The organism is Ureibacillus galli, assembly GCF_014836845.1.
Classification (GTDB): Bacteria; Bacillota; Bacilli; order Bacillales_A; family Planococcaceae; genus Ureibacillus; species Ureibacillus galli.
In genome coordinates this window covers 211,812-232,686 of the sequence record NZ_JACSQA010000001.1, presented here as the reverse complement: position 1 = coordinate 232,686, position 20,875 = coordinate 211,812, and the positions used below count along the sequence as shown (strand labels likewise).

The 20,875-nt window shown below is 35.4% G+C and carries 23 protein-coding genes; 21 read left to right on the top strand and 2 right to left on the bottom strand.

Translation table 11 applies throughout. The features are described 5' to 3' along the window. The first annotated feature begins 86 nt into the window (after nt 1–86). Nucleotides 87–428 carry a PadR family transcriptional regulator gene (locus tag H9636_RS01145; protein ID WP_191705811.1) on the top strand — a complete coding sequence of 114 codons (342 nt, stop codon included), beginning with the start codon at nt 87–89 and terminating at the stop codon, nt 426–428. After that, a complete protein-coding gene (locus tag H9636_RS01140; protein WP_191705810.1) occupies nt 412–1,083 on the top strand; it encodes a DUF1129 family protein in 672 nt (223 codons plus the stop codon). Before H9636_RS01145 ends, H9636_RS01140 begins: the two co-directional genes overlap by 17 nt. 48 nt (nt 1,084–1,131) lie before the next feature. Here H9636_RS01140 and H9636_RS01135 read toward each other — a convergent pair whose 3' ends face one another. Further along, nucleotides 1,132–1,380: a ferredoxin gene (locus H9636_RS01135; protein ID WP_097072328.1), complete on the bottom strand. Its 249-nt coding sequence runs from the start codon at nt 1,378–1,380 to the stop codon at nt 1,132–1,134. Nucleotides 1,381–1,485: 105 nt separating this feature from the next. Here H9636_RS01135 and H9636_RS01130 point away from each other — a divergent pair, with 105 nt between their 5' ends. The 5 genes from H9636_RS01130 to H9636_RS01110 all read left to right on the top strand — a co-directional run bounded on the left by H9636_RS01130 (nt 1,486) and on the right by H9636_RS01110 (nt 6,732). After that, a complete protein-coding gene (locus H9636_RS01130; RefSeq protein WP_191705809.1) occupies nt 1,486–2,529 on the top strand; it encodes a helix-turn-helix domain-containing protein in 1,044 nt (347 codons plus the stop codon). After that, nucleotides 2,519–3,964 carry a RecQ family ATP-dependent DNA helicase gene (locus H9636_RS01125; protein ID WP_191705808.1) on the top strand — a complete coding sequence of 482 codons (1,446 nt, stop codon included), beginning with the start codon at nt 2,519–2,521 and terminating at the stop codon, nt 3,962–3,964. The genes H9636_RS01130 and H9636_RS01125 overlap by 11 nt, the downstream gene beginning before the upstream one ends. A 118-nt stretch (nt 3,965–4,082) precedes the next feature. Further along, nucleotides 4,083–4,784, top strand: coding sequence for a LysM peptidoglycan-binding domain-containing protein (locus H9636_RS01120; RefSeq protein WP_191705807.1), 702 nt, complete (start codon nt 4,083–4,085; stop codon nt 4,782–4,784). A gap of 222 nt (nt 4,785–5,006) precedes the next feature. Then, complete coding sequence (locus H9636_RS01115) at nt 5,007–5,723, top strand: metallophosphoesterase (RefSeq protein ID WP_225230005.1); 717 nt, start codon at nt 5,007–5,009, stop codon at nt 5,721–5,723. A 40-nt stretch (nt 5,724–5,763) separates the two neighbouring features. Beyond that, complete coding sequence (locus H9636_RS01110; RefSeq protein WP_191705806.1) at nt 5,764–6,732, top strand: YpdA family putative bacillithiol disulfide reductase; 969 nt, start codon at nt 5,764–5,766, stop codon at nt 6,730–6,732. A gap of 421 nt (nt 6,733–7,153) precedes the next feature. On the opposite strand, the gene H9636_RS01105 is transcribed toward H9636_RS01110, so the two are convergent. Continuing rightward, nucleotides 7,154–8,122 carry an asparaginase gene (locus H9636_RS01105; RefSeq protein WP_191705805.1) on the bottom strand — a complete coding sequence of 323 codons (969 nt, stop codon included), beginning with the start codon at nt 8,120–8,122 and terminating at the stop codon, nt 7,154–7,156. 84 nt (nt 8,123–8,206) lie between these two features. Between H9636_RS01105 and prsW the strand changes: the two genes are divergently transcribed. The 14 genes from prsW to mtrB all read left to right on the top strand — a co-directional run bounded on the left by prsW (nt 8,207) and on the right by mtrB (nt 20,809). Next, nucleotides 8,207–8,881: a glutamic-type intramembrane protease PrsW gene (prsW, locus tag H9636_RS01100; RefSeq protein WP_191705804.1), complete on the top strand. Its 675-nt coding sequence runs from the start codon at nt 8,207–8,209 to the stop codon at nt 8,879–8,881. 167 nt (nt 8,882–9,048) lie between these two features. Continuing rightward, on the top strand, nt 9,049–9,816 hold the full coding sequence (gene sleB, locus H9636_RS01095; protein ID WP_225230018.1) for a spore cortex-lytic enzyme: 768 nt from the start codon (nt 9,049–9,051) through the stop codon (nt 9,814–9,816). A 12-nt stretch (nt 9,817–9,828) separates the two neighbouring features. Next, entirely contained in the window at nt 9,829–11,118 is a 1,290-nt protein-coding gene (locus H9636_RS01090; protein ID WP_191705802.1) for a PepSY1/2 domain-containing protein, read from the top strand. 76 nt (nt 11,119–11,194) lie between these two features. Then, nucleotides 11,195–11,866 carry a flagellar brake protein gene (locus H9636_RS01085; protein WP_191705801.1) on the top strand — a complete coding sequence of 224 codons (672 nt, stop codon included), beginning with the start codon at nt 11,195–11,197 and terminating at the stop codon, nt 11,864–11,866. A 102-nt stretch (nt 11,867–11,968) separates the two neighbouring features. Then, nucleotides 11,969–12,643, top strand: a complete 675-nt coding sequence (gene cmk / locus H9636_RS01080; protein ID WP_191705800.1) for a (d)CMP kinase — start codon at nt 11,969–11,971, stop codon at nt 12,641–12,643. A 126-nt stretch (nt 12,644–12,769) separates the two neighbouring features. Further along, on the top strand, nt 12,770–13,915 hold the full coding sequence (gene rpsA, locus H9636_RS01075; RefSeq protein WP_191705799.1) for a 30S ribosomal protein S1: 1,146 nt from the start codon (nt 12,770–12,772) through the stop codon (nt 13,913–13,915). A 159-nt stretch (nt 13,916–14,074) separates the two neighbouring features. Further along, nucleotides 14,075–15,385 carry a ribosome biogenesis GTPase Der gene (der, locus tag H9636_RS01070; protein WP_191705798.1) on the top strand — a complete coding sequence of 437 codons (1,311 nt, stop codon included), beginning with the start codon at nt 14,075–14,077 and terminating at the stop codon, nt 15,383–15,385. A gap of 24 nt (nt 15,386–15,409) precedes the next feature. Then, the gene (locus tag H9636_RS01065) at nt 15,410–16,420 is read left to right on the top strand and encodes an NAD(P)H-dependent glycerol-3-phosphate dehydrogenase (protein WP_191705797.1); all 1,011 of its coding nucleotides are present in this window, start codon (nt 15,410–15,412) and stop codon (nt 16,418–16,420) included. 129 nt (nt 16,421–16,549) lie between these two features. After that, complete coding sequence (locus H9636_RS01060; RefSeq protein ID WP_225230004.1) at nt 16,550–16,807, top strand: DUF2768 domain-containing protein; 258 nt, start codon at nt 16,550–16,552, stop codon at nt 16,805–16,807. A gap of 59 nt (nt 16,808–16,866) precedes the next feature. Beyond that, a complete protein-coding gene (locus H9636_RS01055) occupies nt 16,867–17,592 on the top strand; it encodes a hypothetical protein (RefSeq protein ID WP_191705796.1) in 726 nt (241 codons plus the stop codon). A 217-nt stretch (nt 17,593–17,809) separates the two neighbouring features. Further along, nucleotides 17,810–19,288 carry a stage IV sporulation protein A gene (spoIVA, locus tag H9636_RS01050; RefSeq protein ID WP_191705926.1) on the top strand — a complete coding sequence of 493 codons (1,479 nt, stop codon included), beginning with the start codon at nt 17,810–17,812 and terminating at the stop codon, nt 19,286–19,288. Between the two features lie 205 nt (nt 19,289–19,493). Further along, nucleotides 19,494–19,766, top strand: coding sequence for an HU family DNA-binding protein (locus H9636_RS01045; protein ID WP_004232618.1), 273 nt, complete (start codon nt 19,494–19,496; stop codon nt 19,764–19,766). A gap of 190 nt (nt 19,767–19,956) precedes the next feature. After that, nucleotides 19,957–20,526 carry a GTP cyclohydrolase I FolE gene (folE, locus tag H9636_RS01040; RefSeq protein ID WP_191705795.1) on the top strand — a complete coding sequence of 190 codons (570 nt, stop codon included), beginning with the start codon at nt 19,957–19,959 and terminating at the stop codon, nt 20,524–20,526. Between the two features lie 61 nt (nt 20,527–20,587). Then, complete coding sequence (mtrB, locus tag H9636_RS01035) at nt 20,588–20,809, top strand: trp RNA-binding attenuation protein MtrB (RefSeq protein WP_122970901.1); 222 nt, start codon at nt 20,588–20,590, stop codon at nt 20,807–20,809. Nucleotides 20,810–20,875 lie beyond the last annotated feature (66 nt).

Sequence of the window (20,875 nt, the reverse complement as noted above, 5' to 3'; positions counted from 1 at the left end):
ACAAAATAGTTGACTACTATTTTGTTATGCAATATAGTTATTAGTGAAGGTATCTTGCAAAGCCAAATAGTGAGGTGAGAATTAGGTTGTCCATAAGAAGTCAGTTGCTAAAAGGTATTTTAGATGGTTGTGTTTTATCGGTTATCGAAAAAGAAGAAGTATACGGCTATGAATTGTCTCAAAAACTTCAACAGCTTGGTTTAAAAGATATCAGTGAAGGTACCATTTATCCAGTATTATTACGTTTGCAAAAAAGTCAGTGGATTAATGGAAAAATGCGTCCTTCCGATGCTGGTCCGAATCGGAAATATTATTCTTTGACCGATGAAGGGAAGAAGGCTCTAGAATCTATACGTGAGGAATGGGAGCTATTAAGTAGACCAATTACTAATATATTAAGAGGTGAAGAGAATGACATTAACAGTTAAGAAAATGGTGAAACAAAATAATGAAAAACGCAATTTATTAACACCTGAAAATAAAACATATTATGAAAATATGCTTTTATACATTCGAACAAATGCATTCAAAGATGAAAAGGCAACAGAAGAAGTGTTGCTAGAAATGTTAGATCACTTACTAGAGGCACAAAAAGAGGGGAAAAGGGCAGAGGAAGTGTTTGGAAAGGCGCCTCAACAGTTAGCTCAAGATATTATCGAATCTCTTCCAAATGAATCCGTAAAAAAAGTGATGGGGTTTAGTTTGGAAATAATATTAACATTATTTGGTTGGTATTTAGTTGCATGGGGAGCTCCGGATTTAATTCTAAAGGAAGGTTCTACAATTTATTTGGGTACGGCGTCAGTCTCTATCGTTCTAATTGTCGGAAGCTTAGTCGGTCTCATTTATTTTATATTTGCCGTATTAAAAAAGAGTGCATTTACGAACAAGAAGAAGAAAAACAAAGTTACTTGGGGTCTTGGAATAATATTTGGTTTAGTTTGGGCAGGCGTTATACTTTTAAATATTTTTGTTAAACCTTTTGGTCCAGCTATTCACATTAATTATTATACTGCCTTTGGATTAGGCTGTTTCTTGTTATTAGCATCTTATTTATTTAAAAAGTCTCGTGAGGCAAAGTAAAAAAGGTAGGTAAAGGTGAACCCTTTACCTACCTTTTTAAATAAAATATTATTCGTATTTTAAAGGATCGCCCTCAAATGATTCGTCCGCCACTTTAATAGAATCTGTCGGACAGCCTTCAAATGCATCTTGCATATCCTCTAGTAGATCTTCTGGTACTTCAGCTGTACCCATGTTATCATCTAAAATAACGAAGGCAATTCCTTCATCATCATAATCATAAATATCTGGGGCTGCAGCACCACAAGCGCCACAAGCAATACATGTATCTTTATCAACAATTGTATATTTTGGCATAGTATTCTCTCCTTTTTAACGTGCGCTCCAATCAAGCTTCTTTTCTATTCTAAAACTGTTTAATCGACTTTTCAACATAATACTACGAAATGGAGGGGTTGATTTTTGATTTTCGAACAAATTCTTTTACAAATTTTCCACAATTTCAATCAAGAACGAACGATTTCCGCACCTTTCCATTTACTTAAAGGAAAACGTTCAGGTCAAACAATACAAGATGTGGGAATTTACCATTTACATAAGTTCTTCAGTATTTTACCAAAATTATCAAGGCAGCATTATAACGACATACTAAACTCATTAATCGAACAGCAATATATTAAAGTATTTGATGAAGGAAGCTACCTACTGACAGAAAGAGCAAAAGAAGTAGCAAAAATTGGTGAAGGTTACTTTTTTAATGGGTGGTATTACAGAGGAAATGAACATATTTTTTTTGCTAGACTTTCTTTGATTGTGCAATCCTTATCTCACCAAGGAGAGAATCAAATGTCTTTTAGTCCTATTCAAAAGGACGAACAAATTCAACAATGGGTTCGACAGTTTTTAGTTGTGAACAATTATAAGGAAGGCCATTTACAACAAAAATTATTCGAGGAAATGGTATCTAGTCTTGAAAGTTCGAATTTAGAAGAACGGGCTAAAACAATTGTGATAAATCGTTTGGCGGGTTTTCAAACAGCGGGTTTAACTTGGCAGCAAATTAGCTATCAAGAAAAACTTACTGAAATGGATGTTCAATTAATTTATATTTCTACTTTACATAGTTGGATTACGCATATTTTAAACCATTCGGAGAAATACGTATTATTACATCAGCTGGCAAAAGACATTCGAGTTATCATTCCATTAAGCGGGTCAGCATATCAAACAGCTGAACTATTTCGTAAAGGGTATTCAATGGAAGAGATTAGTCATATTCGCCGATTAAAGATTAGCACAATTGAAGACCATATCGTTGAAATTGCCATGAATGACCCCGAATTTTCCATCGAACAATTTATTTCGACAGAAGATGTTAAAAAAGTAATGATGGCAGTCGATGATTATAATACAAGAAAACTAAAGATTTTACATGAGGTCGTCCCTCATTTATCCTATTTTCAAATACGACTTGTATTAGCGAGGGGGGAAGAAGTTGGAACTTGAGAAAGTTTTAGAACAACATTTTGGCTATACATCCTTTCGCCCGGGTCAAAAAGAAGTAATCGAACAAATAGTAAATGGTAAAGATGTCATTGCCCTTTTGCCAACGGGTATGGGGAAATCTTTATGCTATCAGCTTCCAGGCTATATTTTTAATAAGCCGGTATTAATTATTTCTCCATTATTATCGTTAATGCAAGATCAAGTGGATCAAATTAAACAATTGAAGGAAAAAAGGGTAGTGGCCTTAAATTCCTTTTTAAACGCCAGTCAGAAAAAAGGAACAATCCAACATTTACATCAATATCGGTTTATTTTTATTTCACCTGAGATGTTACTTCAACAGCAAGTTCAACAGAAGTTAATTTCAATGGAATTATCATTGATTGTTGTAGATGAAGCCCATTGTATTTCCCAATGGGGATTTGATTTTAGACCGGATTATTTAAGAATTGGTGAAGTAACGGCTAAAGGAAATCGGCCACCGATTTTAGCTTTATCCGCAACCGCTACAAATAAAGTGCTTGGTGATATTGAATTCTATTTAAAGATGAATAATCCATATACATTTATTCATTCTGTTGATCGACCAAATATCCATATAGGTAGAAAGATGTTTCAAAATAGAGAAGAGAAATTGGATTGGATATTGGAGCATGTAATCGAAACTGAGGGACCCGGAATTATTTACACCCAGTCTAGATCAAAAACAGAGAGTATAAGTGAACGATTACTTCAAATGGGAATCTCAACAGCTGCCTATCATGGTGGAAAAGATCCATTAGATCGACAATTCATTCAACAGCAATTTATCGATGGTTCGTTAGAGTGGATTGTTGCGACGAATGCTTTCGGCATGGGCGTACATAAACAAAATGTTCGGCAAATTATTCATGAGTCAATCCCATCGAATGTTGCCAATTATATGCAAGAAATAGGAAGAGCTGGACGGGATGGTAGGGATGCACTCGCAATGCTTCTTTTTGCGGATGGAGATGATGAGTTTGCGAAATTTGTCGGTATGGATGATTTTCCAAATGAAGTGCACGTAGATCTTTATATTGAGTATCGTAGAAAAGATGAATTACCATCAACAATGATTCAAAATGGAGAAATTTCCGAAACAGCTTATCGAGTATTAGATTATTGGATGCATCAGTTTCATCCGAATGAAGTAAAACAACAATTGTATGCTATGAAAAACGATAAAATGAAAGCTGTTGAAGAAGTGCTACAATTAATTCAAACAAAAAGTTGTATGAGGGAAAAGCTTGTTCATTATTTTGGACAAACTTTAATGGAAAAACCATCTAATTGCTGTGAATGTTGTGGTTTAGAATATAAAGATATTATTCGTAAAAGGGAACAATCCGATTACAAGGAACCAACTGTTTCTTGGAGAAGAAGGCTTGAAAATATCCTATTAGGTTTTTCGTAAATATATGTTAAAAATATCGATTTGTCGACAAAAATCTATTAAAATATTCTCCCCGATTATTTACATTTTAAAGAAATTTCGTCATAATTAGAGAAAGATAGTTTTGGAGGTGGCACTTATGAGTAATGAAGATTACAGAGAAAAAATCGAAGAGCATCGTCAAACAATCGAAATGGAAGAAAAAAAATCTAGAATGTCACGATCTAATCGAAATAAGATAAAGAATAAAAGAAAATTTTCATTAATGAATGTACTAGTTATATTACTACTGGGGATACCGTTGTTGTTACTCATATATGTATCTGCTTTTTATGATCCAGGCAAACATGAAGTAGCAGAGGTAGAAAAAAATAATGATACGATTGTAGAGTTTCAAACAAACAATACAGTATCTGCAAGTGCGAAAGAAAAAGAACCGGAAGTAGTTCAAGAAGAAGAAGAAGAAGAAAAACAGGCTGCTGAAGCGGAAGCAGCGAAAAAAGCGGAAGCGGAAAAACTAGCCGCCGAAGAAGCAGCGAAGAAAGCAGAGGCGGAAAAACTGGCCGAAGAAGCAGCGAAAAAAGCAGAAGCGGAAAAACAAGCCGCCGAGGAAGCAGCGAAGAAAGCAGAAGCAGAAAAACAGGCTAAAGCAAAAAAACAAGCTGAACAAGAGGCAAAAAAACAAACGAGCGGTAAAGTACATACAGTACAAGCAAACGAAAATTTATTCCGAATTGCATTGAAGTACTATAACGATGCAAGCGGTGTGGAGAAAATTAAACAAGCAAATAATTTATCTTCAAATGACGTTTACGTAGGGCAAACTTTAGTTATACCGTAACACATTTTTCCTTTGTTCTGTTCCATGATAACCTTTCCTTTTAGTGGACAGATTCATTAATTTGCATTAATCTCATCTGTATAACGATTACATATTCGGGTGAAACCGAATATACTAAAAAGACGATGGTAAATTACCTCGTCTTTTTGTTTTTGAAAGGGAGGGTTAACAATTCTTTTCTTTATCTTTTTTATTTTAATCGTCATGTTTTTACTGCTCTTTATGTATAAACAAGCGAATGAAAACAATGTATTACGCCATGAAATCACTTTACATGGTGAACAGGAACAAGTTTCTATTTTTTTCATTTCAGATGTCCATTTAAGGAAAATTGATGTCCCAATGATCGAACAAATTTCTAAACGTTTTCATGCGGTCATTATTGGTGGGGACTTTGCCGATAAACGAACACCAATTCAACGTATTTATCAAAATATTGAACTTCTTCAAAAGTTAGGTCCGTTATACTTTGTGTGGGGAAATAATGACCGTGAAGTTGGCGAACAAAGGTTGCGAAACATTTTTAAAGAGACTGGTGTCCACATTATAGAAAATGACGCTATTCTATTAGAAAATATTAAGAATAAATGCTGGTTAAGTGCGATAGATGATACATCGACGGAAAATGAAAATTTTGATCTTGCTTTTGAAAAGTGTGGAGGAGAGGAAAATGTTATTTTTATTTCCCATAATCCAGAAGTATTTCGTGAAGTACGCCAAAACTTCCATACCAAATTAATGTTAGGCGGACACTTCCATGGTGGCCAAATTCGATTAGGTTCAATCGGAATGTTACCCCATGGATCATTTTCTATTCGAGATGGGGTTTTTACACTAATTAGTAATGGATATGGTACGACGATGGTACCATTCCGTTTAGGAGCAAAACCCCAGTGTCACATTATTGATTTGCATTTTCGTGTTACAATAAAAAAGTAAAAATATTTCATGTGGTAAGTTGTTTTAAGGAGAGGTTAAGATGCAAAAAGTAGACGCAATCATCGTAGGGGGAGGTCCTTGTGGTTTATCGGCTGCAATTGAATTACAAAATATCGGATTAAAACCAATTGTTATTGAAAAAGGGAATGTGGTGAATGCGATTTATCATTACCCTACCCATCAAACTTTTTTTAGTACTAGCGAAAAATTAGCGATTGGCGATGTTCCTTTTATTATAGAGGAACGTAAACCCCATCGAAATCAAGCGCTTGTCTATTATCGAGAAGTAGTGAAAATGAAAAACATTCAAGTCAATGCCTTTGAGAAAGTGGAATCTGTCATAAAGGGAGAGCAGTTATTTACGGTAAAAACCGATAAAGAGGTATACGAAACACCGTATGTTATCCTTGCAACAGGCTATTATGATCAACCGAATTATATGGATATTCCAGGTGAAAATTTACCAAAAGTTTTTCATTATTTTAAAGAAGCCCATCCATTTTTCGACACAGATGTACTCGTCATTGGTGGCAAAAATTCTGCAGTGGATGCTGCCCTTGAATTACATAAGGCAAAGGCAAGAGTTACCGTTGCTTATCGAGGTAGTGACTATTCTCCAAGTGTTAAACCATGGATTTTACCAGAATTTTCATCCCTTGTTCGAAATGAAGAAATCACGATGCATTTTAATACTGTTGTCAAAGAAATCCGGGAAACAGAAGTTGTCCTTTCGACGAACGGAATAGAGCAAGTTATTAAAAATGATTATGTTTTTGCGATGACAGGTTATCATCCGGATCATCATTTTATCCGTGCAATCGGTGTTGAAATTGATTCTGAAACAGGAAGACCGTTGTATGATGTGGAAACGATGGAAACGAATATAGAAAATTTATATATTGCGGGTGTTCTTGCAGCGGGAAATAATGCGAATGAAATTTTTATTGAAAATGGAAAGTTTCATGGAGGATTTATCGCGAAGGACATATCACGAAAAATGAAAAAATAAGCTTTGATTTAACGATTTTCCATAGATTCGGATATGTTGAAAAGGAAAAGAGCTCTCCTTTTTCTTTAAGGGAGACGCTTTAAAAAGACAAAGAAGCCATCTGGTGTTGGTATGGATTTGTGCCAGATGGTGGAGTCTTTTTAGAAATACAATGGTAGGTTTCTTGAGATTAAGTTAGTCAAAGTATACATATTTTTTTGATAAGGCAAATACACTGATTAACGCTGAATCCTATTGCAAAAAATGTACTTCCTTACCATTAAACTGTTAAGAATTAAAATCAAAAAAGCCTATGTGTAAAAAATTCCTTTTCCTATGTATGAAAAATCCCCTTTAAGTAAATGGTTCTATACAGCACATAGTAAGTTTTTTTACTTAAAGGGGATAAGATTATTTTTTAATACATTTATTAAACGTTTATTTAATTAAAAAATTCTTTTAAATCGATTGGTTTATTTTGTTGATTCAAGCCGATTAGAAGTTTTAAGCGTGCTTTTTGTCCATTAATTCCAGTGGCAAATATCACACCTAAGTTTTCTAGACTTTTGCCGCCACCTTCATATCCATAAACACCCTCAGCGATTCCATTAAAGCAACGGGAAACTAATATAACTGGGATATTCGCTTTTAGTAATTTCTGAATACCGACTGCAACATCTGGCGGTACATTCCCTTGCCCTAATCCTTCAAGTACAACACCATCATAATTTAAGTCTAAAATAGCTTCGATTAGATCTCTTTCCATTCCAGCATATACTTTTAATAAAGCAACCCGTTTTTCAAAGGAGTTAACTTCTACATATCTTCTTTTAATTGGTGCTTGGTGAATGTGTACCATCTTTTTCGTTACTAACCCAATCGGTCCGTACTGTGGGCTTTGGAAAGTGTTTACGCTAGATGTTGAAGTTTTAGTAATGTTAAAGGCTTGGTGAATCTCATCATTCATCACAACGAGTACACCTTTATTTCTTGCATCATCACTGCAAGCAACCTGGATGGCCTCCACTAAGTTATAGACACCATCTGCACCAAGTTCATTAGATGAACGCATCGCACCAGTTAATACAATAGGAAACTCAAACTGAGTTGTTAAATCTAAAAAATAAGCAGTTTCTTCTAATGTATCTGTTCCGTGGGTAATGACGATACCATCCACTTCATGTTCTTGAGTGTATTGAACAATTGTATCACGCAAGTAAAGCATTTCTTTCGGTGTAATATGCGGTGACGGGTAATTAAATACTTCCATTTCACGGATATTCGCATATTTTGAGAGTTGTTCACTAACTCCTAAAAGAGGGTTTTTTTCATTTGGAAGAACTGCCCCCTTCTCATTCATTTTCATTGAAATTGTACCACCTGTATGTAGTAATAAAATATTTTTTACCATAAAAATTCCCCTCTAATTCATTTTTTCGTGAGCTAATAATGATATAATAACATTAATGAGTTTTGAAAGGAGCGTAGCCAAAAAATGTTCATATTGTTTTCTGCTGCGATTGCTCCTGGGTTAGCGCTGCTTAGTTATTTTTATTTGAGAAATCAGATGGCGACGGAGCCTAGAAAAACGCTGTTACAAGCATTTCTTTTTGGAACTTTAATTACTTTTCCAATTATGTTTATACAATATGTGGTAAAGACGGAAGAAACTTTTTCTAATCCTTTTATCACGGAAGTGTTATTTTCAAGTGGACTAGAAGAGTTTTTTAAATGGCTAGTCATCTTTACTGTTATTCTCAGACATATTGAATTTGATGACCCGTATGATGGTATTCTATATGGAGCGAGTGTTTCTCTTGGATTTGCAACGGTTGAAAATGTTTTATATTTATTATCCTTTGGGATCGATACTGCCTTTATGAGAGCGATTTTACCTGTGTCGAGTCATGCATTATTTGGTGTTGTAATGGGTTATTACTTTGGTAAAAGTAAATTTGCTAACAATGATAAAAAAGCAGAGTACTTAATTCTTTCTATTTTAACACCATTTTTACTACATATCATTTATAACTCCATACTTTCCTTTAAAGGCTACTGGGTATATTTAATTGCACCATTTATGTTTTATTTGTGGTGGCTTGCCTTAAAAAAGGTAAAATTAGCCCATCAACATTTACTGCAACATTTATTTGAACAAAATAAAATTTAATGAAACTAAAGGCGAGAATAAAAACTAATGGAAGTATCGCTTTTAAGGAAATTTGGTTGATTCAGACAAAAAATGAATCAACCTTTTTTATTTGGCAAAACGTATAAAACGAATTCTTTTTTACATGCTATGAGAAAGGAGTGAAATACATGGTAAGAAGTATCTTTATGTCTGTCATTTTAATTTTTGGCACATTAGCTGTAGTAAATCCAAATCAAACATTCGCATTTTCAGGTCAAGTAGTGGAACGTGGAGCTTTTGGAGATGATGTGATTGAATTACAGGCAAGGCTACAATACTTAGGATTCTATAATGGGAAAATTGATGGGATATTCGGTTATGGGACATATTGGGCTCTTCGAAATTTCCAAGAACAATACGAACTTAATATAGATGGAATAGCGGGCGCTAAAACAAAGGAACAGTTAGTTTCAGTTAGTGAATATCATAGAGATTGGGTACATGAACAAATTGAAAACGGAAATCGTTTTACCCATTATGGTGGCGTGCCTTTAGCACAACAGACTACTGCAGGAGCAGGCTCATCTGAAAGTACAGATGTTCAGCTTCCAACCAAATATACAGAACGAGATTTACAATTAATGGCAAATGCTGTTTATGGAGAAGCTCGTGGTGAACCTTACGAAGGACAAGTTGCCGTTGCAGCCGTTATATTAAACCGACTCGAGTCACCAGATTTTCCAAATACAATTTCGGAAATTATTTTCCAACCGGGTGCTTTTACAGCGGTAGCCGATGGTCAAATTTGGCTAACACCAAATGAAAGGGCACGAGAAGCCGTATTAGATGCAATGAATGGTTGGGATCCTACTGAAAATGCACTTTATTACTTTAACCCAGAAACAGCGACAAGTGCTTGGATATGGTCTAGGCCACAAATTAAAAAAATCGGTGAACATATATTCTGTTATTAAAGGAGGGACAACATGAAAAGTGCTATCTATTTACTTTCCATTGCCGTGTTAGCGCTAGGGTTATATTCATTTGAAGTTAGACAACAAAATACGCAACTTGAACAAACCGTTCAAGCCCAATATACAAACGCATTAACAAATGCTTCTGAAAAACTATCTACACTGCAACGTTCTGTCTCTCAATCTTTACTATTTCAAGACCAACAAGCACTAGAGGCAGAACTTGATAACATTTGGAGAATAAGTAATGAGTTTCGTTCTACGATTAGTAGTTTACCTTTAAGTAGGGATGTAGCAAACGAATGGCTCCGGTATGTTGGGAATATCGGTGAAGAAGCTAAATATGCTTCAGATAACCGTGATTTTGAAGGTTGGCATGATCGAATGCAAGTAGTAAATCAAAACCTACAGTCACTATCAGACGAATGGACAGTTGCTACTTCAAATTTCTATCAAAATGATGCTGATATATCTCAATGGACAAATGTAGCTGAGAAAGATACTGAGCAATCACCTTTTAAAAATGTTGCTTCCAATTTAAAATCTTATTCAGAAACGGATTTCCCTTTAACAGCAAGTGAATCAGATTGGTTAAAGAAAAGGGATCTTCAAAATTTAGATGATAAAGAAATTACGAAAGAACAAGCGATTGAGAAATTAGAAATATTGATTCCAGGAATAAAAGATGCAACCTATACTGTGACGAAAAGTAAAGAAGATGCACCTTATCCGTTTTATCATATTCAATTTGTAAAAGGTAGTCGAATTGGTTATGCCGATATTACTGTAAAAGGCGGCCATATTCTATCCTTCTTATCTGAACGCCCTATTCAAGAACAAAAGGGTGTAAGTCAACAACAAGTTAGAGATTTAACCAACGATTTTTTAAAGCGTGCTGGTTATAACGATGTACAAATAGTTGAAATGCGCGAAAACCACCAAGCATGGCATATTGCTTTAGCAAGAGTAGTCGGTGAAGATAAGGCACTTGTATATCCGGATGGTATTCAATTGAAAATATCGAAAGATAGTGGCGAGTTATTAGGATTAAATGCAATGGAGTATGTTCAAAGGGAAGAAATAAACGAGGATCAAAAAGTCGTTCCGATTAATTGGGAAACGTTCTTCCGCCCGGGAACTCATGTGGAAGAAGAAAAATTAATTTATACTGAAAATGAAGCGTTCCAACTTCGAAAATGTTATGAAGTCATCGCGAGATTTGATAGTAAACAAAACGAAACCTTTAGAATTGTCGTAGATACAGAAAATCATGATGTTTTAAAAGTTGAATATATGCCGTAGATAAAATGTTAAACTCCCTAGAAAAAAACGGGTATTCGTGCAATAATTAGTTATTATTATTGTGCGAGGGGATACTATGGAGCTTAAAGTTGGTACTGTATTAACTTTAGAACAAGAGAATATGGAAAAAGTTGGGAAATTCCATTGTAAAATCGTTGAAATAAAAGAGAATATTATTTATATTGATTATCCAAAAAGTTCGCTTACACAAAAAACGGCCTTTTTAGTAGATGGATCCCCATATTATGTAACATTTATCTCAGAAAGTAACATAAGCTATGCTTTTAAAACGAAAGTAATCGGTAGAAAAATGGGGACTATTCCGACCGTCATGTTATCTCTTCCTACTGAGGAAGAAATTATGAAAATTCAAAGACGGGAATTTGTTAGAGTTCAAACATCAACAGATGTAGCAATTGAATATAACAATGAATATTTTCAATTTGTTACCGAAGATATAAGTGCTGGTGGTTTATTACTTCGCCTTAAATCGGAAGTACCCTTTCATGAAGGTGAAATCGTTCCATTAACTATCGTTTTACCTTTTGCTAATGGGGATATGCGATATGTACGAACTAAAGCAGAAGTCATTCGAATTTTTGAAAGGGGTACGATGCGACTAGCATCGTTACAACTTGCAGAAACGGATGAAGTGGATAAGCAATACATTGTTCGATTTTGTTTTGAACGACAATTGATGGTAAGAAAAAAAGAATCGAGTCCCATTTTAAAAAGCCCTATTTCTTAATAGAGGCTTTTTTCTTTTAACGGACATTTTATATTTAAGGCTCTTTTGAGAAAGTAATTACTGAGTAAATATGGTACAATGTACAGGGAAAGTAGGGATATTATGGTTAAAAAAATTCAAATTGCAATTGATGGCCCAGCAGGTGCCGGCAAAAGTACGATTGCAAAAATTGTAGCAGAAAACTTAGGCTATACGTATATAGACACTGGAGCTATGTACCGTGCGGTTACGTATAAAGCATTAAATCAAAACATAGAATTAAGCGATGCGGACTCTTTAGAAGCAATGTTATTAAAAACAAATATTGTTCTAAAGCCATCTTCAAAAGGACAACTTGTTTTCGTAGATGGAGAAGATGTGACACAATTAATCCGTTCAAACGAAGTCACAGCAAATGTTAGTCAAGTCGCTGCCCATGCGAATATTCGGGAAATCTTAGTAGCAAAACAGCAGCAACTTGCAGCTAATGGTGGAATTGTAATGGATGGACGAGACATTGCGACTCATGTTTTAAAGGATGCTGAGTTGAAAATCTTTATGTCTGCTTCTGTTGAAGAAAGGGCGAAAAGACGTTTTATCGATAATGAAAAACGGGGTATTCCATCCACAATAGAAAAACTAAAAGAAGAAATCGCTCTTCGAGATAAATTGGATAGCGAACGTGAAGCGTCACCTTTAATCCAAGCTGAAGACGCTATTTATTTGGATACGACCGCACTATCCATCGAAGAAGCGGCGAACGAAATTTTAACTTTAGCAAAGCAAAAAGTGGAATAAACTTTATTTCTCAAATAGGTATAAAAAATATTTTTTACAAAATTTTTGATAATAAAGGAAAATTTTTTGTTTTTATGGACAATTTCGAATAAAATAGAAATTGGAAGATGCGAAGGAGGGTTACATATGTCTGAAGAAATGAACTTAGGATCAAACCAAGAATTTCGTGAAGGAGATATTGTGAAAGGTGTTGCTGCTCAAGTGGATGATAAAGCAGTAACCGTCTCGATTGAAGGTGCTCCTTTCGATGGGATATTACCAATCAGCGAACTTTCAAGCTTGCATATCGAAAAAGCTTCTGATGTAGTAGCAGTTGGAGATGAGCTAGAGCTGATGATTACCAAAGTGGAAGAGGAAAACTTTGTATTATCAAAACGCAAAGTGGATGCGCTAAAAGCTTGGGATAAGCTTGAAGCACAATTTGCATCAGGAGAAATATTTGAAGCAGAAGTGAAGGATGTTGTGAAAGGTGGCCTAGTTGTTGATTTGGGCGTACGTGGCTTCGTTCCTGCATCTCTAGTTGAAGATTATTTTGTTGAGGATTTTGAAGATTACAAAGGTAAAACATTAACGTTTAAAATTACTGAATTAGATAAAGAAAAAGGGAGATTAATTTTATCCCATCGCGCGGTTCTCGAAGATCAAAAAGCGAATAAAAAGAAAAGAGTATTTGAAGAAATTCACGCTGGTGATGTGTTAGATGGTACTGTACAACGATTAGCACCATTTGGAGCTTTTGTAGATATTGGTGGTGTTGATGGTTTAGTGCATATTTCACAAGTTTCCCATGAGCATGTGGACGATGTAAGTACGGTTTTAGCTGAAGGCCAAGCGGTAAAAGTTAAAGTACTATCGGTTGACCCGGAAAATGAACGTATTTCCTTATCGATAAAAGATACGTTACCAGGACCTTGGTCTAATATTGAAGAGCGGGTGTCAAAGGGTAGTGTTTTAACAGGTACTGTTAAACGTTTAGTATCCTTCGGTGCATTTGTTGAAGTGTTCCCTGGAGTGGAAGGGCTTGTTCACATTTCGCAAATTTCACATAAACATATAAATACACCTCATGAAGAATTAAAAGAAGGTCAAGAGGTGGAAGTGAAAGTATTAGATGTAAATGAAGCTGAAAAACGTTTATCATTAAGCATTAAAGATCTTCAAAATAATCCGGTAAAAGAAGAAGAGTTTGATTACGAATTACCAGAAGAAAACACTGGTTTCTCTTTCAGTGATGTTATTGGCGATAAATTAAAAGGATTCACGAATAAATAAGATTGTTTATTATACAGACGTGCATAATAAATGCATGTCTGTATTTTTATTTTCGTTAACAAATAATGACAGATATTATTGATTTGTAGTCAAAAAATGATATAATTTACATTTTCGTGTATAATACTAAAGATAAGAATTTGGAAGGATGAAGTACAGATGACAAAACCAGTAATCGCCATCGTAGGTCGTCCGAACGTTGGGAAGTCGACAATATTTAATCGTATTGTTGGAGAACGCGTATCAATCGTGGAAGATATTCCAGGTGTAACACGTGACCGCATCTATAGTTCGGCAGATTGGTTAACACATGAATTTAACATAATTGATACAGGTGGAATTGAAATAGGAGACGAACCTTTTTTAGATCAAATTCGTTCCCAAGCAGAAATCGCGATACAAGAAGCGGATGTCATTATTTTTATGACAAATGGACGTGAAGGTGTTACGTTAGCCGATGAACAAGTAGCGAAAATTTTATATAAAACAAAAAAACCAGTTGTTCTCGCAGTGAATAAAATTGATAATCCAGACATGCGTGAAATGATTTACGATTTTTATTCCTTAGGATTCGGTGAGCCGTTCCCGATTTCCGGTTCCCACGGTTTAGGTATTGGGGATCTTTTAGATGAATGTGCTAAACATTTTCCAAAAGAAGATGAAGAACAGTATCCAGATGATACAATTAAATTCAGTTTAATTGGTCGTCCAAATGTTGGGAAATCTTCATTAGTAAATGCTTTCCTAGGGCAAGAACGGGTAATTGTGAGTGATATAGCTGGTACAACTCGAGACGCTATCGATACGCCGTACTCTTATGATGGACAAGACTATGTCATCATCGATACAGCTGGGATGCGAAAAAAAGGGAAAGTATACGAAACGACAGAAAAATATTCTGTTTTAAGAGCATTACGAGCAATAGAACGTTCCGACGTTGTCTTAGTTGTCCTAAATGGGGAAGAAGGCATTCAGGAGCAGGATAAGAAAATTGCGGGATATGCTCATGAAGCAGGGAAAGCTGTCGTTATTGTTGTGAACAAATGGGATGCTGTTGAAAAAGATGAGAAAACAATGAATCTTTATACACAACAAATTCGAGAACATTTCCTATATTTACATTACGCACCGATTATTTTCGTTTCTGCAAAAACGAAACAACGTGTGCATCAAATTTTAAATATTGTTCAACGGGTAAGTGAGAATCATGCAATGCGAATTCAATCATCTATCTTAAATGAAGTGATTGAGGATGCAGTAGCTCGTAATCCAGCCCCAAGAGATAAAGGGCGCCGTTTACGAATTTACTATACGACTCAGGTTGCAGTAAAGCCACCGACATTTGTTACATTTGTAAACGATCCAGAACTTATGCATTTCTCATATGAACGTTTCCTTGAAAATCGAATTCGTGAGACGTTTGATTTTGAAGGTACACCTATTCGCTTAATTGCTCGTGCTCGCGAATAACCGAATTAGAGGGGGATTTAACAAATGGAAAATGTAACGATTTTAGGTGCGGGTTCTTGGGGAACTGCTTTAGCCAACGTGTTGGCTGAAAATGGCCACAACACCCTTTTATGGACTCATCGTATAGATCAAGCAAATGAAATTAATGAACAACATACGAATGATAAATATTTGCCTAATGTGCAATTACCGTCTCAATTAACGGCTACAGCTAATTTACAAGAAGCATTAAATCACTCAGATGTTATCGTTGTTGCTGTTCCGACAAAGGCCATTCAAGAAGTTTGTCATTCGTTGATGACATTCTTGAACGATAAAAAACTATTTGTCCATGTTTCGAAAGGGATTGATCCAGATACATTAAAACGAATTTCAGAAATGTTGAGAGAAAATTTATCTCCCGATGTAATTAAAGAAATTGTCGTACTATCTGGACCTAGCCATGCAGAAGAAGTTGTATTACATCATCCTACAACAATTACAGCAGCATGTGGGAACTTAGAAATGGCTGAAAAAGTTCAAGATTTGTTCATGAACCAATATTTCCGAGTATACACGAACGAAGATGTTATCGGTGTTGAACTTGGTGGCGCATTAAAAAATGTGATTGCCTTAGCAGCCGGTGTTTCGGATGGTTTAAATTATGGTGATAATGCGAAAGCAGCATTAATTACGAGAGGTTTAGCAGAAATTACTAGACTCGGTGTAAAAATGGGTGGTAATCCTTTCACCTTTGCAGGATTAACGGGTATGGGTGATTTAATTGCTACGTGTACAAGTGTTCACTCCAGAAACTGGAGAGCTGGTAACATGCTTGGTAAAGGGATGAAGTTAGACGAAGTTTTAGAGAATATTGGGATGGTTGTAGAAGGGGTAAGAACGACAAAAGCTGCCTATCAATTATCTCAAGAATACGATGTTCCAATGCCGCTTACAACTGCCCTTTATAATGTATTGTTTAATGGGAAAGAACCAAAAGAAGCGGTAGATGAATTAATGATCCGAATGAAAAAGCGGGAAATTGACATTTTATAAAGGAAATTTCATAATTTCTTCATTTGTTATATTGTGAAATAGGAGGTATGTTAAAGATACCTCCTATTCTTTTGCTATAGCAAAACGTTTTTTATACATAGAAAGTTAGATCGAAAGGTGGTTTTTTACTTGCAAAACTTGTTATCAATGAATTTTTTAACAATCTTAACAGCAAGGGGACCCCTAGCTAGTATGCATTCATTAGATGTCATGTGGGTTTCTTTTTATTCAATAGGGGCAATGTTATTATCTGTACTTATTGTTTCGATTACAAGAAAATGGGTAAACAATGGATGCTTATCATTGATTTTACGATTATTTGCTTTTATTATTTTTGCAATCGGTTCCATTTTAATGATACTCGTTGTCTTTACATGGCCTAACTAAATATTCGTTTTCATAACGATTAGGTCGATATTTGGGATATCAACATTGAGGTGAGAAAAATGACAAGAAAATGGAGCTTATTTTTAATGCTCGCATTAACTACAGTGTTATTATCAGGCTGTCTATTTCCAGAAGAGGAAAAGGTGGAAAATCAAGTGCCCGATGATATACAACTAGCATCTGTACAAAAGGCTGTTGAAGAATATCAAGCGGATACAGGCGTACTCCCAATTAAAAATCGTGATATGGATACGGATTTATTTATTAAATATCCAATTGATTTTGAAAAGCTAGCTCCAAAATATTTAGCTAATGCTCCTGCCAATTCTTATGAAAAAGGTGGCATTTTCCAATATATTATTTGGGATCCAGAGAAAAATCCGACTGTAAAATTAGTAGATTTACGGGCAGCTGAACGTATGCGCGAATTGAATATTCGTTTTATGGGCTCTCAATACCCAACCTTTAAAGATAAAATAACTGATTATATTTATACTATCGATTATAAAAAAATCGGTTATAAAGAAGAATTAACCGTTCCTAGCCCTTATACGAATAATCAACTACCGATCATTGTAACTACAGAAGGTGATCTGTATGTCGATTATTCAATGGATTTAAATACGTTCTTAAAGGAAAATAATTTAAAACCAACTCCAGGTGAAGATATACGAACGTATCTTGTAGATGCCTACCCAGTTGTTCCTGCTTATTCACTACCTTATACAGTTGATGAGAACAACGAACCAGTATTTATGTACGACCCAACACTAGAAAAAGAATAAAATACTATAAAAGGTGCCTTTAAATAATGTCATATTTAAGGGCACCTTTTCATATTTTTAAACAATGGAAAATGAATCCATCCATTTCTGAGTAAAAGTCATTCACTAAATGAACTAGTGGAAAAAATAATCCATTTATTTTTCTGAAATTATACATGGTTGTTTCATAATTGAGGTAAGGCAATCATAAACTGAATTACGTAAAGGAGGAGCTACAATAGGCGAAGAAATTTTTCATCAAATAGCAGAAAGAACGAATGGGGACGTATATATTGGTGTTGTAGGGCCTGTTAGAGTTGGTAAGTCTACTTTTGTGAAAAAAATGATGGAGTCAATTGTGCTCCCGAATATCGTAAATGAAGAAGATCGCAAAAGAGCTCTGGACGAGCTGCCTCAAAGTTCACCGGGTCCTGTCATCATGACGGCTGAACCAAAATTTGTTCCTGCCCAAGGAACGGAGATTAATATTGGCGAAAGTGAAATACCTTTCCGCATTCGTTTTGCAGACTGTGTTGGTTACATTATTGATGGTGTGAAGGGATATGAGGATGAAGATGGTCCAAAATATGTTCATACCCCGTGGCATTCTGAAGCTATTCCCTTTGAAGAAGCAGCTAAAATCGGGACTGATAAAGTAATTCGGGATCATGCCAATATTGGCGTTGTTGTGACAACAGATGGAACAGTTAATGGGATTAACCGAATTGCTGCAGAATCAGCAGAAGAGCAAATTGTTGATCAACTTAAAGCGATTGGAAAACCATTTGTCATTGTTCTAAATTGTCAAATGCCTACGCATAACAATACGATGGCCCTTCGTAATGAACTGCTGGAGAAATATGGGGTACCTGTAATTCCAGTGGCCATTGACCAAATGTCAGTAAAGGATATGGAGTACATTCTCCAGGAAGCATTATATGAGTTCCCAATTGAAGATATTGAAGTTGAAAAGCCAGATTGGTTAGATGTGTTAGATTATACACATCCATTGAATGTGACGCTTTCTGACGCTGTTGGAAACGTATTAAATTCAGTAACAAAAATTCGAGACGTATCCCAAGCTGCATCCCAATTACGGGAAATTGACTTTGTAGAAGAAAGTGAAATTGAGCGAGTTGATGCTGGTCTAGGTTTAGCAACTGTTCGTATTACGTTAAAGCCTGAAATTTATAAAGCGGTATGTAATGAATGGTTGGATTCACCGATTGCAACGAAAAAAGATTGGCTACTCTTTATTAAAGAAGCGGCAGAAGCAAAACAGGCACATAGACGATTCCGTGAAGCAATAGAAGAAGCTAGTGAACATGGCTATGGTGTGACATTACCGACAATGGAGGAATTTGAGCCAAGCGAACCAGAAATTATTAAACAAAATAATTTCTATGGAGTTCGAATGAAAGCTTCAGCCCCATCGTATCACATTATTCGTGTAGATATGGAAACTGAGTTTGCACCATTAATTGGAACAGAATTTTATAGTCAACAGCTTTTAAAAGATTTACAGTATGCCTATAAGCATGATCGGGAGCAATTATGGAAAACGCAACTATTTGGAACTACGTTACACGAAGTGTTAAAAGAAGGTATTCGTTACAAAATGAATGCAGTACCATTGAGTGCGAAGAAAAGAATGCGTCAAACAATTGAAAGAATGGTCAATGAGGGTGAACGCGGTTTAGTAACCTTTATTATTTAGTGTTGTATAATTTCATAAAATTTGGCACAAATTAGTAACAGGGCTTTCCCTTTTTTAGGAGAAAAGTCCTGTTATTTGTGTTTTATTTAAAAAAAGACAATTTATTATAGAAAAACATGGATAAATATTGTTGCGTCGCGATTTTCTATATGTTACTCTTTTTACATGATTTAGGTTCATGACCCTTTGAGAGGAGGTGAATGGTGTGAATAAAACAGAATTAGTAAACTCTGTTGCTGAAGCTGCAGGTCTTTCAAAAAAAGATGCTTCTAAAGCAGTTGAAGCTGTATTTGATACAATTCAAGATGCTCTTGCAAAGGGTGACAAAGTACAATTAATTGGTTTTGGTAACTTCGAAGTACGTGAACGTGCCGCTCGTAAAGGGCGTAACCCACAAACAGGTAAAGAAATCGAAATCGCTGCTAGCAAAGTACCTGCTTTCAAACCAGGGAAAGCGCTTAAAGATGCTGTAAAATAATAGCATCCTGCAGTTACATAGAGCAGTCGTCATGGACAAGCATGATGACTGCTCTTTTTAATATTACCAATACATAACATTGATTGATAAATTTTTTAAAAAGGGAAGAAACCCTTTTTGCGTATAAAGTCAGTATATGCTACGATTCATTTTGACAGTGCAACGTTGCATCGGTTTAGGAGGAAGAAAGATGTCGAAAGTGAACTTAGAAAAAATAGAAGAAGCCGTAAAAATGATATTAGAAGCCGTTGGTGAAGATGTAAATCGAGAAGGTTTATTAGATACACCGAAACGAGTTTCTAAAATGTATGAAGAAATGTTTAGTGGTATCGATACAGATCCACGAGAATTTTTTAGCACAGTTTTTCATGAGAACCATGAGGATTTAGTTTTAGTGAAAGATATTCCCTTTTACTCAATGTGCGAACATCATTTAGTTCCATTCTATGGAAAAGCTCATATTGCCTATTTACCAGAAGGTGGACGTGTCGCAGGTTTAAGTAAATTAGGGCGTTGTGTCGAATCAGTTGCGCGCAGACCTCAGTTGCAGGAGCGTATCACTTCTACAGTAGCAGATTCTATTATGGAAATGTTACAACCTAAAGGAGTGTATGTCGTTGTGGAAGCGGAACATATGTGTATGACGATGCGAGGATTAAAAAAACCAGGTTCAAAGACAGTTACTTCCGTAGCTCGAGGAGTATATGAAGAAGACGAAATTTTACGTCGGGAAGTTATTTCATTTATTCAAATGTCTTAAATATAGTGTTTTATTGTGATATGATGTACAAGAATATGTTTATTTGAGGAGAAACGATACTATGACACAACCAGATTATATAATCATTGAAGCTCAAGAAGATGGCGTACATGTAATCGGTTTAACACGTGGTACGGATACAAAATTCCATCATTCAGAAAAATTAGATGCTGGAGAAGTAATGATTGCTCAATTTACAGAACATACATCTGCGATGAAAATTCGTGGAAAAGCAAAAATTATTTCTGCCCATGGTATAGTAGAAAGCGGCTCAAAGAAGTAAAATTCATTTGATTGGTGAACCAATCGAACCAATGCAATTGTCAAGAACAGTTGCACTTTAAGTAGA

Coding starts and splice junctions, on each gene's coding strand:
- H9636_RS01140 (WP_191705810.1), top strand. CDS start 412: ATGACATTAACAGTTAAGAAAATGGTGAAACAAAATAATGAAAAACGC.
- H9636_RS01135 (WP_097072328.1), bottom strand. CDS start 1,380: ATGCCAAAATATACAATTGTTGATAAAGATACATGTATTGCTTGTGGC.
- H9636_RS01120 (WP_191705807.1), top strand. CDS start 4,083: ATGAGTAATGAAGATTACAGAGAAAAAATCGAAGAGCATCGTCAAACA.
- H9636_RS01115 (WP_225230005.1), top strand. CDS start 5,007: ATGTATAAACAAGCGAATGAAAACAATGTATTACGCCATGAAATCACT.
- H9636_RS01110 (WP_191705806.1), top strand. CDS start 5,764: ATGCAAAAAGTAGACGCAATCATCGTAGGGGGAGGTCCTTGTGGTTTA.
- H9636_RS01105 (WP_191705805.1), bottom strand. CDS start 8,122: ATGGTAAAAAATATTTTATTACTACATACAGGTGGTACAATTTCAATG.
- prsW (WP_191705804.1), top strand. CDS start 8,207: ATGTTCATATTGTTTTCTGCTGCGATTGCTCCTGGGTTAGCGCTGCTT.
- sleB (WP_225230018.1), top strand. CDS start 9,049: ATGTCTGTCATTTTAATTTTTGGCACATTAGCTGTAGTAAATCCAAAT.
- H9636_RS01090 (WP_191705802.1), top strand. CDS start 9,829: ATGAAAAGTGCTATCTATTTACTTTCCATTGCCGTGTTAGCGCTAGGG.
- H9636_RS01085 (WP_191705801.1), top strand. CDS start 11,195: ATGGAGCTTAAAGTTGGTACTGTATTAACTTTAGAACAAGAGAATATG.
- cmk (WP_191705800.1), top strand. CDS start 11,969: ATGGTTAAAAAAATTCAAATTGCAATTGATGGCCCAGCAGGTGCCGGC.
- rpsA (WP_191705799.1), top strand. CDS start 12,770: ATGTCTGAAGAAATGAACTTAGGATCAAACCAAGAATTTCGTGAAGGA.
- der (WP_191705798.1), top strand. CDS start 14,075: ATGACAAAACCAGTAATCGCCATCGTAGGTCGTCCGAACGTTGGGAAG.
- H9636_RS01065 (WP_191705797.1), top strand. CDS start 15,410: ATGGAAAATGTAACGATTTTAGGTGCGGGTTCTTGGGGAACTGCTTTA.
- H9636_RS01055 (WP_191705796.1), top strand. CDS start 16,867: ATGACAAGAAAATGGAGCTTATTTTTAATGCTCGCATTAACTACAGTG.
- folE (WP_191705795.1), top strand. CDS start 19,957: ATGTCGAAAGTGAACTTAGAAAAAATAGAAGAAGCCGTAAAAATGATA.
- mtrB (WP_122970901.1), top strand. CDS start 20,588: ATGACACAACCAGATTATATAATCATTGAAGCTCAAGAAGATGGCGTA.